Annotated in this window: 12 protein-coding genes; 11 read left to right on the top strand and 1 reads right to left on the bottom strand. The window is 74.4% G+C overall.

Features of this window, described 5'->3' with window-relative positions; all coding sequences use genetic code 11:
• Positions 1–103 precede the first annotated feature (103 nt).
• Together ACYVMZ_RS26505 and ACYVMZ_RS26510 are read left to right on the top strand one after the other, a co-directional pair.
• A complete protein-coding gene (locus tag ACYVMZ_RS26505) occupies positions 104–877 on the top strand; it encodes an alpha/beta fold hydrolase (protein WP_461083873.1) in 774 nt (257 codons plus the stop codon).
• A 144-nt stretch (positions 878–1021) separates the two neighbouring features.
• Positions 1022–2680 carry a catalase gene (locus ACYVMZ_RS26510; RefSeq protein ID WP_461083875.1) on the top strand — a complete coding sequence of 553 codons (1659 nt, stop codon included), beginning with the start codon at positions 1022–1024 and terminating at the stop codon, positions 2678–2680.
• 46 nt (positions 2681–2726) lie between these two features.
• Here ACYVMZ_RS26510 and ACYVMZ_RS26515 read toward each other — a convergent pair whose 3' ends face one another.
• Positions 2727–3608: a fructosamine kinase family protein gene (locus ACYVMZ_RS26515; RefSeq protein WP_461083877.1), complete on the bottom strand. Its 882-nt coding sequence runs from the start codon at positions 3606–3608 to the stop codon at positions 2727–2729.
• Between the two features lie 278 nt (positions 3609–3886).
• Here ACYVMZ_RS26515 and ACYVMZ_RS26520 point away from each other — a divergent pair, with 278 nt between their 5' ends.
• The 9 genes from ACYVMZ_RS26520 to ACYVMZ_RS26560 all read left to right on the top strand — a co-directional run bounded on the left by ACYVMZ_RS26520 (position 3887) and on the right by ACYVMZ_RS26560 (position 12846).
• Positions 3887–4210, top strand: coding sequence for a hypothetical protein (locus ACYVMZ_RS26520; protein ID WP_461083879.1), 324 nt, complete (start codon positions 3887–3889; stop codon positions 4208–4210).
• A gap of 169 nt (positions 4211–4379) precedes the next feature.
• Positions 4380–4907 (top strand): hypothetical protein, encoded by a 528-nt coding sequence (locus ACYVMZ_RS26525; RefSeq protein ID WP_461083881.1) that lies wholly within the window; start codon positions 4380–4382, stop codon positions 4905–4907.
• 246 nt (positions 4908–5153) lie between these two features.
• Positions 5154–6116, top strand: coding sequence for a UDP-glucuronic acid decarboxylase family protein (locus tag ACYVMZ_RS26530; RefSeq protein WP_461083883.1), 963 nt, complete (start codon positions 5154–5156; stop codon positions 6114–6116).
• A gap of 45 nt (positions 6117–6161) precedes the next feature.
• The gene (locus tag ACYVMZ_RS26535) at positions 6162–7826 is read left to right on the top strand and encodes a carbamoyltransferase family protein (protein ID WP_461083885.1); all 1665 of its coding nucleotides are present in this window, start codon (positions 6162–6164) and stop codon (positions 7824–7826) included.
• Complete coding sequence (locus ACYVMZ_RS26540; RefSeq protein WP_461083887.1) at positions 7823–8890, top strand: glycosyltransferase family 2 protein; 1068 nt, start codon at positions 7823–7825, stop codon at positions 8888–8890. Before ACYVMZ_RS26535 ends, ACYVMZ_RS26540 begins: the two co-directional genes overlap by 4 nt.
• Positions 8887–9540, top strand: coding sequence for a D-glycero-alpha-D-manno-heptose-1,7-bisphosphate 7-phosphatase (locus ACYVMZ_RS26545; RefSeq protein ID WP_461083889.1), 654 nt, complete (start codon positions 8887–8889; stop codon positions 9538–9540). Before ACYVMZ_RS26540 ends, ACYVMZ_RS26545 begins: the two co-directional genes overlap by 4 nt.
• Positions 9537–10610, top strand: a complete 1074-nt coding sequence (locus tag ACYVMZ_RS26550; RefSeq protein WP_461083891.1) for a glycosyltransferase family 9 protein — start codon at positions 9537–9539, stop codon at positions 10608–10610. The genes ACYVMZ_RS26545 and ACYVMZ_RS26550 overlap by 4 nt, the downstream gene beginning before the upstream one ends.
• Positions 10607–11572: a glycosyltransferase gene (locus ACYVMZ_RS26555; RefSeq protein WP_461083893.1), complete on the top strand. Its 966-nt coding sequence runs from the start codon at positions 10607–10609 to the stop codon at positions 11570–11572. The genes ACYVMZ_RS26550 and ACYVMZ_RS26555 overlap by 4 nt, the downstream gene beginning before the upstream one ends.
• Entirely contained in the window at positions 11569–12846 is a 1278-nt protein-coding gene (locus ACYVMZ_RS26560) for a glycosyltransferase (RefSeq protein WP_461083895.1), read from the top strand. Before ACYVMZ_RS26555 ends, ACYVMZ_RS26560 begins: the two co-directional genes overlap by 4 nt.
• The last annotated feature ends 95 nt before the right edge of the window (positions 12847–12941 follow it).

Below are 12941 nucleotides of genomic sequence, written 5' to 3' on the forward strand. Positions count from 1 at the left end.
GCCCCGGAGAGCCGGACGGCCACTCCTGCGGAGCCACTGAAGGCAAGACCCCATCAGCCACATCCGGCCCTCCCGGGCCACCCAACAACTTACGGAGGGCCCCATGCCGCAGCTCGAAGTCGACGGCGCGAGACTGACGTACGACGACGAGGGCCCCCGGGACGGCGACGGCGTGCCCCTGGTGTTCGTGCACGGCTGGACGGCGAACCGGCACCGCTGGGACCACCAGATGGAGCACTTCGGCCACAAGCGGCGGGTGATCCGGCTCGACCTGCGCGGGCACGGCGAGAGCACCGGGGTGGGGGCACGCACGATCGAGGAGCTGGCGAAGGACGTCATCGCCCTCCTCGACCACCTCGGGATCGACCGGTTCGTCCTCGTCGGCCACTCGATGGGCGGGATGATCTCCCAGACCATCGCCCTCGCCCACCCCGAGCGGGTCGAGCGCATGGTGCTGGTGAACTCCATCAGCCGCATGGCCTACAGCCGGGGGCGGGGCCTGCTCATGGCGGCCTCCACCCTCGTCCCCTTCAAACTGTTCGTCGCCGCCAACATCCAGCGGGCCTTCGCCCCCGGCTACCCGCGCGCGGAGATCCGGGAGTACATCCGCGCCTCCGCCGCCACGCCCCGCGAGGTCGTCATGACGCTGTACTCCGCGATGCGGGCCTTCGACGTCCTCGACCGGGTCGGCGAGATCCGCGTGCCCACCCTGATGGTGCACGGCTACCACGACATCCAGCTGCCGGTGAAGCAGATGCTGCGGATGGCGAAGGGCTACCCGGACGCGGTGATCCGCATCCTGGACGCCGGCCACGAACTCCCGGTGGAGAAACCCGCGGAACTGACCGCGACCATCGACTGGTTCCTGTCCCGCTGACGGCTCCCGCCGCCCGGAGGGTGAGGTGGTGCGTGAGTGACCGCGCAGGGCCGGGTACCCGGGCCGTCCGCCGTCACCGGCCGAGGCCGCCCACCGCTGGGTTCGGGCCGGCCACCGGCCACGAGCCGAAGGAGCCCTACGAACATGACGGACGTATCCGGCACCGGCCCCGCCCCGGGCGACGACCGCAAGGTGCTCACCAACCGGCAGGGCCACCCGGTCTACGACAACCAGAACCAGCGCACGGTCGGCGCTCGCGGCCCCGCCACGCTGGAGAACTACCAGTTCCTGGAGAAGATCAGCCACTTCGACCGCGAACGCATCCCCGAGCGCGTCGTGCACGCCCGCGGCGTCACCGCCTACGGCTACTTCGAGGCGTACGGCACCTGGGGCGACGAGCCGATCAGCCGCTACACCCGGGCCAAGCTCTTCCAGGAGCAGGGCAAACGCACGGACGTGGCCGTCCGCTTCTCCACCGTCATCGGCGGACGCGACTCCTCCGAGGCAGCCCGCGACCCGCGCGGTTTCGCGGTGAAGTTCTACACCGAGGACGGCAACTGGGACCTCGTCGGCAACAACCTGGGCGTCTTCTTCATCCGGGACGCCATCAAGTTCCCGGACGTCATCCACGCCCTCAAACCGGACCCGGTGACCTTCGAGCAGCAGCCGCGCCGCATCTTCGACTTCATGTCGCAGACGCCCGAGGCGATGCACATGCTGGTCAACCTGTTCAGCCCGCGCGGCATCCCCTCGGACTACCGTCACATGCAGGGCTTCGGCGTCAACACCTACAAATGGGTCAACGCCGACGGCGACACCAAGCTCGTCAAGTACCACTGGATGCCCAAGCAGGGCGTGCGCAGCATGACCGCCGAGGACGCCGCCAACGTCCAGGCGGAGTCCCTCGGCCACGCCACCAAGGACCTGTACGAAGCGGTCGCGCGCGGCGACTACCCGGAGTGGGAGCTGCTCGTCCAGATGATGGACGACCACGACCACCCGGAGCTCGACTTCGACCCGCTGGACGACACCAAGACCTGGCCGGAGCAGGAGTTCCCGCCCAAGCCGGTCGGCCGGATGGTGCTCGACCGGATGCCGGAGAACTTCTTCGCCGAGAACGAGCAGATCTCCTTCGGCACCGGCGTCCTCGTCGACGGCCTGGACTTCTCCGACGACAAGATGCTCGTCGGCCGCACCTTCTCCTACAGCGACACCCAGCGCTACCGGGTCGGCCCGAACTACCTGCAACTGCCCGTCAACCGGGCCAAGAACGCCGACGTGCGCACCAACCAGCGCGACGGCCTGATGACGTACCACGTGGACGGCGCGGGCGAGAACCCCGACGTCAACTACGAGCCCTCGATCCGGGGCGGGCTGCGGGAGTCGGAGTACCCGTCCCACGACGAGCAGGGCCCGGAGATCCGCGGCCGCCTCACCCGCAAGCGCATCCCCCGCACCAACGACTACCTGCAGGCGGGCCAGCGCTATCTGCTGATGGAGGACTGGGAGCGCGACGACTTGGTGAAGAACTTCGTCGACCAGCTCTCCCAGTGCGACCGGGACGTGCAGGAACGCATGGTGTGGCACTTCCTGCTGGCCGAGAACGATCTCGGCCTGCGGGTCGGCGACGGGCTCGGGATCGGTCCCCAGGACGTCGCCGGTCTCCAGCCGCTCGCCGGCCAGGACCTCACCGACGAGGACCGGGAGCGGCTGGCCAACCTCGGCAAGAACCCGCCCCGTGACGTCGAGGGACTCACCATGACCCACTGCGTCCCCGACGAGCGGCACGTCGTGACGCGGTGAATCCCGTGACCCGGTGACCCGGTGACCCGGTGACCCGGTGATCCGGTCACCGGGCCAGGGCCGTACGGGCCACGGTCAAGGCCTGCTCGGCGTAACCGCGGCCGAACAGCACGGCGTGCACCAGCAGCGGGAAGAGCTGGTGCACGCCGACGCGTTCCGCCCAGCCGTCCGCGAGCGGCGCCGCCTCCTGGTAGCCCTCCAGCACCTGCTCCAGGTGCGGGCAGCCGAAGAGGTGCAGCATCGCGAGGTCGGTCTCCCGGTGCCCGCCGTGCGCGGCCGGATCGATCAGCCACACATGCCCGTCGGACCCCCACAGCACGTTGCCGTTCCACAGGTCGCCGTGCAGCCGGGCGGGCGACTCGGCGGGCCCCGCCAGCTCGGGCAGCCGCTCGCAGACCCGCTCGATCACGGACGCCTCGCCGGACCGGACGGTGCCCCGGTCCACCGCGCGCCGCAGATACGGCAGGACCCGGTGCTCGGCGTACCACCGCGGCCAGTCGGTGCCGGTGACGTTGCGCATCGGGGCCAGCCCGATGTACGCGTCCGTCGGCCCGCCGGGCGGCGGGGCACCGAAGGCGGGCGCTCCGGCGGCGTGCAGCGCGGCCAGGTCACGCCCGAACCGGACCGCCGCCTCGCCGTTCGGCCGTCCCTGCGGGACCCGGTCGGTGATCAGCCAGCTGTCGTCCTGGCCGTGCACGGCCGGTATCCGGACCGTGCCCGCGTCGGCCAGCCAGCGCAGCCCCGCCGCCTCGGCCCGCGTCGTCCCCGGACCGTCACCGCGCTTCACCATCACGACCCGGCCGCCGTCGAGGGTGACCTCGGCGAGCGAGCCGGACAGCACGCGCTCCCTGGTCACCGCCCACCCGGTCAGCCGGGCCGCGGCGGCTCCGGGCCCCTCAGCGCGTGCGTCGGCGGGGCGGGCGGTCATGGGCGGGCCTCCGCGCCCACGCGCGCGTGCGGGACGGCCACGGTCACATCGATCCTGTCGAGGTCGCCGGTGATCAACGAGAAGTGCACGGCCCCAGCGTACGAACCGTGGCGCGCTCGGCCCAGAGGCCGACGACCCCCGGACCGGCCCGCCCGGCTCCCGGACATGCGAGGGAGCGTGCTTTCGTGCCCGTGCCCGTGCCACGGCCGGTCACGCGGGACGGTGAAAACCCGTCCGCCACCGCTCGGACACCCGGGGATGCGGGGATCAGTCGAGGCATGACGACCTCACCGTTCCAGCGGACCATCACCCTGCCCGCCCCCCTCTGCGAAGAGGCCGCACAACACCTGGAGCAGGCCGCGCAGCGGGCCATCGACGGCGCCGCGATCCCCCTGAAGGCGTTCCGCGCGGCCGCCGACAGCGACTACGCGTTCCCCGTCTCCGTCGTCGAACAGGCCGCCGCCTGCCTGCTGGTCCTGGCCACCGAGACCGCCCAGACCGTACGCCCCTCGGCCCTGCGCGCCACCATCAGCGTCGCCCTGCGCCTGCGCGACACCGTCCAGGCCGCCCACCAGCCCGCCCTCACCGACAGACTCTGGTGAATCACCTCCAGCTGCCGAACCACGGTGAGCGGCGGGGGACCGCTCGGGCACGGTGTGGCCGAAACCACGTCCCGGAACCAGGTCCGGGCCATGTCCCTCCGCACGAACCGGCGGCTACCGTTTCCGTGCAGTTCCCTCTTCCCTCACCAGCAGCTCGGACGGCCCGGCAGTGCAAGCAGATCTCTCCCCGGTCATCGCGGCGACCGCCCAGTGGCTCACGTGTGCCTTCCCCGCCTCCGGCGGCGCCCTGGCCTGTGCCCTGTGCGAGGTGCAGGCCCGGCAGGCCGTGACGGTCGCGGCGTGGCTCAGGTACCCGACGGCCATGGACGCCGCCCTGCTGGGCATGGCGGGCCCCGGCGGCTCCGCCCGGCTCGACTGGGTCACCGGCGCCGACACGGCCGCGACCGACGACACGGACGCCCACGCCTGGCGCACCTGGGTCGACGAGGTCGTGGCGAGCTGGGCGGCCTGCCTGCTCACCGACCCGGAACTGGCCGCCCTGGCGGTGACCGCGCTCGCCGAGGGCAGCCACACCACCGGCACACCCGTCGAGTTCCGGCGGCTGCTCGCGCCCGACGACAGCGACCGGCGGGCGGCGGCACTGCTGCGCCACCCCGACCTGCTCGCCCCCGTCGCCGAACTGCACCACTCCCAGCTCCTTGACCTCCTGAAGCCGGACCGCAGGCTCATCGCCTGAGGCCGCGCCGGGCGCCCGTCGGCTGGACGGCCCGCCCAGGCGTCCTATGCGCCGTTGACCTGCGCTGACAGGCATCCGCACCCTCTCCCTCACGCTCCGTGTTTCACCGGTTTGCCGTACGCGACCGTGCCCCGGCTCCCCGCTCGGCGGAGGCTGATCGTGGGCTCGACGGCCTCCGGCCACCCTCGGCGGCCCGAGGCGCGACCGTCGTGCCGGCCCGACGCCGCTGACGGAGGAGAGACCGAGATGACCACCACCCTCACCCGGAGCTGGGAACACGCCGTCGTCACCGGCGGCGCGGGCTTCGTCGGCTCCCATCTGTGCGCCGCCCTGCTGGACACGGGCGCGGCCGTCACCTGCGTGGACGACTTCAGCACCGGCCGGCCCGAGAACATCACGCCGCTGCTCGACCACCCCGGCTTCACGCTGGTGCAGGCCGACGTGACCGAGGGACTCCCCGTCAAACGGCCACCCGACCTCGTGCTGCACTTCGCCTCCCCGGCATCCCCCGCGGACTACCTGCGGCTGCCGCTGCACACGATGGAGACCGGCAGCCTCGGCACGCGCAACGCCCTGGAACTCGCCCACGCCTCCCAGGCCCGCTTCGTCCTGGCCTCGACGTCCGAGGTGTACGGCGACCCCCAGCAGAACCCGCAGGACGAGCGCTACTGGGGCAACGTCAACCCGGTCGGCCCGCGCAGCGTGTACGACGAGGCCAAGCGCTTCGGCGAGGCGCTCACCACCGCCCACGCCGAGACGCACGGCACCGACACCTGCATCGTGCGGCTGTTCAACACCTACGGCCCGCGGATGCGCGGCCACGACGGACGCGCCGTCCCGACCTTCGTCCGCCAGGCTCTGGCCGGCGAACCCCTCACCGTGACCGGGGACGGCCGCCAGACCCGGTCGCTGTGCTACGTCGACGACACGGTCAGCGGCATCCTCGCCGCGGCCGCCCACGGCATGCGCGGCCCGGTCAACATCGGCAACCCGGCCGAGATCACCATGCTCGACCTGGCCCGGCTCGTCATCGAACTCGCCGGGTCCGACTCGGAGATCCGCTTCATCGAACGCCCGGTGGACGATCCGGCCGTGCGCTGCCCGGACATCACGCTGGCCCGCGACAAGCTCGGCTGGGAACCACGGGTGCGCACCGAGGAAGGGCTGCGCCGCACGATCGCCTGGTTCCGCGAGGAGACCGACGGCTGACCGCCGCACCGGACCCGCCCCGATTCCCGAAAGGCCTGCCACCCCATGCGCATCCTCGGAATCAACGCCCTCTTCCACGACCCCGCCGCCGCCCTGGTGATCGACGGACGGACCGTCGCCGCCGCGGAGGAGGAGCGGTTCTCCCGGCGCAAGCACGGGAAGCGGCCGGTGCCGTTCTCCGCCTGGGAACTGCCCGAGAAGGCCGCCGCCTGGTGCCTGAAGCGGGCCGGGCTGCGCCCGCGGGACCTCGACGCGGTCACCTACTCCTTCGACCCGGCGATCACACGCCCCGCCGAGGACATGGGCCTGGACGACCCCTGGGACCACCTGCGGCTGACCTACGCCCGCGAGGCCCCCGGCTTCCTGGCGACCGCGCTGCCCGGCCTGGACCCCGCCCTCGTCCGCTTCGTACCGCACCACATGGCCCACGCCGCCTCCAGCGCCTTCGCCGCACCCGACGCCGAGGACTCCTCCGTGCTGGTCCTGGACGGCCGCGGCGAACGCGCCTCCCACCTGGCCGCGCGACGCCTGCGCGACAAACTGGAGCCGCTGCACGCGCAGGAGCTGCCGCACTCCCTCGGACTGGTCTACGAGGAACTCACCGGGCACCTCGGATTCCTGCGCTCCTCCGACGAGTTCAAGGTGATGGCGCTCGCCTCCCACGGCCGGCCGCGCATGCTCGCCGAACTGCGCCGCCACGTGTACCCCACCGGCGACGGCGGCTTCCACGCCACCGGCGTGCCCTGGCACGAACTGTGCGCGCCGCGCGCCCCCGACGAGCCCTGGACCCAGGACCACGCCGATGTCGCCGCCAGCGCCCAGGCCGTCCTGGAGGAGACCCTCCTCGACCTGGTGCGCTGGCTGCACGGCCGCACCCACGACAGCGTGCTCACTCTCGCCGGGGGCGTCGCCCTCAACTGCGTCGCCAACTCCCGCATCGCCCGCGAGGGCCCCTTCTCCCGGGTGTGGGTGCAGCCCGCCGCCGGTGACGCCGGTACGGCCCTGGGCGGCGCCCTGCTGCTGTCCGCCGCCGAAGGCGACCAACCCGAGCCCATGACGGGCGCCGACCTCGGCCGGGACTGGTCCGACGCGGAGCTGGGCGCCTGGCTGAAGACCGCGGCCGTACCGTTCGAGCGGCCCCCGGACATCGCCGCGACCGTCGCCCGCGCCCTCGCGGACAACGCGATCGTCGCCTGGTTCCAGGGCCGCTCCGAATACGGCCCCCGGGCCCTCGGCCACCGCTCGCTGCTGGCCCACCCCGGGCACGCCGGCAACCTGGAACGCCTCAACGACGTCAAGGGCCGCGAGCAGTTCCGGCCCGTCGCGCCGATGGTCCTCGCCGACCGCGCCGCCGAGATCTTCGACGGCCCGCTGCCCAGCCCCTACATGCTGTTCGTGCACGACGTGGCCGAAGCGTGGAAGGACCGCATCCCGGCCGTCGTGCATGTCGACGGCACCGCCCGCATCCAGACCGTCGACCCGGCGCGCGAACCCCTGGTGGCCCGGATGCTCGGCGAGTTCGAGAAGCTCACCGGGCTGCCCGTGGTCGTCAACACCAGCCTCAACACGGCGGGCCGGCCCATGGTGGACGACCCGCGCGACGCCCTGGAGTGCTTCGGCTCCTCACCCGTCGACCTGCTGGCCATCGGCCCGTACGCGATCCGCCGCGGCGACTTCTTCCGCACCGGCGACGAGGGGGGCCCGCGATGACCGAGCCCGACGACATGACCGCGTACGCCGTGGTGATCCCCACGCTCGGACGGCCCAGCCTGGGCGCCTGCCTGCACGCGCTGGCCGAGGCGAGCGGGCCGGGCCCGGCGCGGGTCGTCCTCGTCGACGACCGCCCCGGCCCCGCCGGTACGCTCGCGGCCCACGTGCCGCCCTCCCTGCGCTCGCGCACCCTCGTCGTGCGCGGCGGGGCCCGCGGGCCCGCGGCCGCGCGGAACACCGGATGGCGGGCGGCCGGCGACGTCCCGTGGATCGTCTTCCTCGACGACGACGTAATCCCCGGCCCCACCTGGGGCGACGACCTCGCCCTCGACCTCGCCGCGGCGAGCGGCCGGACCGCCGGCATCACCGCCCGCATCGAGGTGCCGCTGCCCGCCGACCGCCGGCCCACCGACTGGGAACGCAACACCGCCGGGCTCGCCACCGCCCGCTGGATCACCGCCGACATGGCCTGCCGCCGCCAAGCCCTGGAGGCCGTCGGCGGCTTCGACGAACGCTTCCGGCGGGCCTTCCGGGAGGACGCCGACCTCGCCCTGCGGCTGCTCGACGCCGGCTGGACGCTGACCGAGGGCCGCCGCACCACCACCCACCCCGTACGGCCCGCCGGACGCTGGATCTCCGTCCGCCTCCAGGCGCGCAACGCCGACGACGTCCTGATGACCCGCCTGCACGGCCACGACTGGTGGCGCCGGGCGGGCGCGCCCCGCGGGCGTCTGCCGGCCCACCTGGCCGTGACGGGCGGCGCGGGAGCGGCCGCCGTGGCCTGCGCCCTGATCCGCAGACCCCGCGCCGCCGCGACCTGCGCCGCCGCCTGGCTGGCGGGCACGACCGAGTTCGCCCTGGCCCGGATCCTGCCCGGACCGCGCACCCGCGACGAGATCGTCGCCATGCTCCTCACCAGCGTGCTCGTCCCGCCCGCCGCGACCTGGCACTGGCTGCGCGGGCACGTGACGCACCACGCGACACCGCCGCACGCTGCGCACGAGGCCGCGGAGCCGGCCGCCGCGGCACCGCGCCCGGCGGTCGGGGAACGGCTGCGGTCATGACCCGCCCCGCCGCCCCGAGGACCCTGGTGACCGGCCCCTGGCTGCTCACCCGGCCCACGGACGCGCCACCGCCCCCGTACGACCCGGACGGCACCCTCCCGGCGGCCGTCCTCTTCGACCGCGACGGCACCCTCGTCAAGGACGTGCCCTACAACGGGGACCCGGAGCGGGTCGTGCTCATGCCGACGGCCAGGGACGCGGTGGCCGCCGTGCGCGCGGTGGGCATCCCCGTCGGGGTCGTGACCAACCAGTCGGGCATCGCCCGCGGCCTGCTGACCCCCCGCCAGGTCCTCGCCGTGCGGCGGCGCATCGAGGAACTGCTCGGGCCGTTCGCCGTCTGGGCGATCTGCCCGCACGGCCCGGCGGACGGCTGCGCCTGCCGCAAACCAGCCCCCGGCCTGGTACTGGCCGCCTGCCGACGCCTCGGCGTCCCCGCCGAACGGGCCGTCGTCATCGGCGACATCGGCGCCGACATGGACGCCGCGCACGCCGCCGGGGCCCGCGGTGTCCTGGTACCCACGTCCCTCACCCGCCCCGAGGAAATCGCGACGGCCGACGCCACGGCCTACGACCTGCTCGGCGCCGTACGCCTCCTGCTGCCCCCGGCTCTGCGGCGCTCCGTGACCCTGATGACGCGGGAGGCCCGATGACCCGGCCCCGCCTGCGCGGCCGTCCGCCCCGCACGCTCGTCGTCCGTCTCGACAGCGCGGGCGACGTCCTGCTGGCCGGGCCCGCCGTCCGCGCCGTGGCGGCCGGTTCCTCGTACACCGCGCTGCTGTGCGGACCGCACGGCGCCGCGGCGGGACGCCTCCTGCCCGGCGTGGACGACGTACTGACCTACGACGCCCCGTGGGTGGGACTCGAGCCCCCGCCCGTGACGCGGGCGGCCACCCGGCGCCTGATGGAGACACTGGCGACCGGGAAGTTCGACCGGGCCCTGGTGCTGGCGTCGTACCACCAGAGCCCCCTGCCGATCGCCCTGCTGCTGAAACTGGCCGGCATCGGCTGGACCGCCGCCGACAGCGAGGACTACCCGGGCGCCCTGCTCGACCTGCGGCACCGCCGCCTGCCCCACCGGCACGAGGTGACGGCCGCGCTCGACCTGGCCCGGGCCGCCGGTTTCGCGCTGCCGCCCGGCGACGACGGCAGGCTGCGCGTCACGCCCCCGCCGGACACCATCCGCCTCACCGGCCCCGAGCCGTACGTCGTCGTCCACCCCGGCGCCGCCGTGCCCGCCCGGGCCTGGAGCGCCGCACGTGCCGCGCGTGCGGTGGCCGCGCTGTCCGCCGAGGGCCACCGGGTCGTGGTCACCGGAGGCCGGGCCGAGCGGGAGCTGACCGCGCGGGTCGCCGCTCGGCACGGGGTGGACCTCGGCGGCGCCACCGACCTGCGGCAGCTGGCGGGCGTGCTGGCCCGGGCACGCGTAGTGGTGGCCGGCAACACCGGCCCCGCGCATCTGGCCGCCGCGGTCGGCACCCCGGTCGTCAGCCTGTTCGCCCCGGTCGTTCCCGCCGAGCGGTGGGCCCCGTACGGCGTGCCGCACATCCTGCTCGGCGACCAGCGCGCGGCCTGCGCGGACACCCGCGCACGGCACTGCCCGGTGCCGGGCCACCCCTGCCTCGACGGGATCGGTGACGCCGAGGTGCTCGCCGCCGTCGCGGCACTCGAAGACGGCCGGGCGGACCAAGGGGAGCAGACGGAGCGAGGAGCTGCCGTATGAACATCCTGCTGTGGCATGTGCACGGCTCCTGGACGACGGCGTTCGTGCAGGGCCCGCACACCTACGTCGTTCCGGTCACCCCGGGCCGCGACCCGGACGGCCTCGGCCGGGCCCGCACGTTCACCTGGCCGGCCTCGGTGCGCGAGGCCACCCCCGAGGAACTGCGCGACACGCCGGTCGACCTGGTGCTTCTGCAGCGGCCGCACGAACTGGAGCTGGCCGAGCGCTGGCTCGGCGGACGGCGCCCCGGACGGGACCTGCCCGCCGTCTACCTGGAGCACAACGCGCCCGACGGCGACGTACCCAACACCCGGCACCCGTGCGCCGACCGCCACGACCTGACGCTCGTGCACGTCACCCACTTCAACCGGCTGTTCTGGGACTGCGGCACCACCCGCACCGCAGTGATCGAACACGGCGTCGTCGACCCGGGCCACCGCTACACCGGCCGGCTCGCCCGCGCCGCCGTCGTCGTCAACGAACCCGTCCGGCGCGGCAGGTACACCGGTACGGACCTGCTGCCCGGGCTGGCCGAGGCGGTGCCGCTGGACGTGTTCGGCATGGGCACCGACGGCCTGGCCGGGCACCTCGGTCTGTCGCCGGACCGATGCCGCACCGCCGACCTGCCGCAGCGCGAGCTGCACACGGCGATGGCCGAGCGGCGGATGTACCTGCACCCGGTGCGCTGGACCTCCCTCGGCCTGTCCCTGCTGGAGGCCATGCACCTGGGCCTGCCCGTCCTGGCGCTCGCCACCACCGAGGCCGTCGAGGCCGTACCGCCCGGCGCCGGCGTCCTGTCCAACCGCCCCGACGTCCTGGCCCGTGCCGCCCGCCGCTACCTCCACGAACCCGAGGCCGCGGTCCAGGACGGGGCGCGCGCCCGGCAGGCCGCCCTCGAACGGTACGGGCTCAAACGCTTCCTGGCCGACTGGGAGCGCCTGTTCACGGAGGTGTGCTCATGACCCCGTCCCTCAGCCCCCTGCCCACCGGCCCGCTCGGCGGCGACCCCCTCGACCCGGGCGTGCTGTCGATCGCGCTGGTCTCGGAGCACGCCAGCCCGCTCGCCGCGCTCGGCGGGGTGGACGCCGGCGGGCAGAACGTGCACGTCGCCTGCCTCGCGGGCGCGCTCGCCGACCGGGGCCACCGCGTCACCGTCTACACCCGCCGGGACTCGCCCGACCCGCCCGGCCGGGTGGCGCTGCGCGACGGCGTCGAGGTGCACCTGGTGCCCGCCGGCCCGCCCGAGCCGCTGCCCAAGGACGAACTGCTGCCGTACATGGACGAGTTCGGGCACTACCTCGCCGGGATCTGGCGCAGACGCGCACCCGACCTGGTGCACTCGCACTTCTGGATGTCGGGCCTGGCCTCCCTGCGCGCCGCCCGCGAACGCGGACTGCCCCTGCTGCACACGTATCACGCGCTCGGCACGGTCAAGCGACGCCACCAGCGGCTCGCCGACACCAGCCCGCCGGAGCGGATCCCCTGCGAGATCGAGGTGGGGCTGGGCTGCGACCGCATCGTCGCCACCTGCCGGGACGAGGTCGTCGAACTGGCCCGGATGGGCATCCCCGCGCACAAGGCCGTCATCGTGCCCTGCGGTGTCGACACCGACCTGTTCACCCCCAAGGGGCAGGCCGCGCCGCGCGGACCGTACCGCCACCGCATCCTCCAGCTCGGCCGGCTCGTGCCCCGCAAGGGCGCCGCCGTGGCCGTCGCCGCGCTCGCCCGGCTGCCCGACACCGAACTGCTCGTGGTCGGCGGCCCCCCGAAGGACCGGCTCGGCGACGACCCGGAGGTGCGGCGGCTGCGCGGCATCGCCCGGGACGCCGGCGTCGGCGACCGGGTGCGGTTCACCGGCGGCGTGCCCAGCGACCAGGTGCCGCCGCTGCTGCGCTCCGCCGACGTGGTGGTGTGCCCCGCCGACTACGAGCCGTTCGGCATCGTGCCGCTGGAGGCCATGGCCTGCGGTGTGCCCGTCGTGGCCAGCGCGGTCGGCGGCCAGCTCGACACCGTCGCCGACCCCGGCACCGGGCGGCTCGTGCCGCCCCGCGACCCCGAGGCGCTGGCCCGGGCCGTCGCCGGGCTGCTCGCCGACCCGGCCGCCCGCGAGGCGTGCGGCGTCGCCGGCCGCCGCAGGGTCCTCAGCCGCTACGGCTGGGGCCAGGTCGCGGCGGCCACCGAGACGGCGTACTGCGAGGTCCTCGACGCCGAAACCGCCGCGACCGGAGCCGGCTGACCCGCCGGCCCTCCTCGCCCGCCGCAACCCGCCGATGTCGCCGGTCCGATCGGACCGCCGACGTCAGAAGTCCCGAAGGGAGGTGCGGGTCCCGC

The organism is Streptomyces deserti (assembly GCF_054782695.1).

What these genes read in the sequence shown, in the direction of transcription:
- ACYVMZ_RS26545 (WP_461083889.1), top strand. Translation starts at nt 8,887, where the DNA reads ATGACCCGCCCCGCCGCCCCGAGGACCCTGGTGACCGGCCCCTGGCTG.
- ACYVMZ_RS26535 (WP_461083885.1), top strand. Translation starts at nt 6,162, where the DNA reads ATGCGCATCCTCGGAATCAACGCCCTCTTCCACGACCCCGCCGCCGCC.
- ACYVMZ_RS26560 (WP_461083895.1), top strand. Translation starts at nt 11,569, where the DNA reads ATGACCCCGTCCCTCAGCCCCCTGCCCACCGGCCCGCTCGGCGGCGAC.
- ACYVMZ_RS26530 (WP_461083883.1), top strand. Translation starts at nt 5,154, where the DNA reads ATGACCACCACCCTCACCCGGAGCTGGGAACACGCCGTCGTCACCGGC.
- ACYVMZ_RS26510 (WP_461083875.1), top strand. Translation starts at nt 1,022, where the DNA reads ATGACGGACGTATCCGGCACCGGCCCCGCCCCGGGCGACGACCGCAAG.
- ACYVMZ_RS26555 (WP_461083893.1), top strand. Translation starts at nt 10,607, where the DNA reads ATGAACATCCTGCTGTGGCATGTGCACGGCTCCTGGACGACGGCGTTC.
- ACYVMZ_RS26520 (WP_461083879.1), top strand. Translation starts at nt 3,887, where the DNA reads ATGACGACCTCACCGTTCCAGCGGACCATCACCCTGCCCGCCCCCCTC.
- ACYVMZ_RS26550 (WP_461083891.1), top strand. Translation starts at nt 9,537, where the DNA reads ATGACCCGGCCCCGCCTGCGCGGCCGTCCGCCCCGCACGCTCGTCGTC.
- ACYVMZ_RS26540 (WP_461083887.1), top strand. Translation starts at nt 7,823, where the DNA reads ATGACCGAGCCCGACGACATGACCGCGTACGCCGTGGTGATCCCCACG.
- ACYVMZ_RS26505 (WP_461083873.1), top strand. Translation starts at nt 104, where the DNA reads ATGCCGCAGCTCGAAGTCGACGGCGCGAGACTGACGTACGACGACGAG.
- ACYVMZ_RS26515 (WP_461083877.1), bottom strand. Translation starts at nt 3,608, where the DNA reads ATGACCGCCCGCCCCGCCGACGCACGCGCTGAGGGGCCCGGAGCCGCC.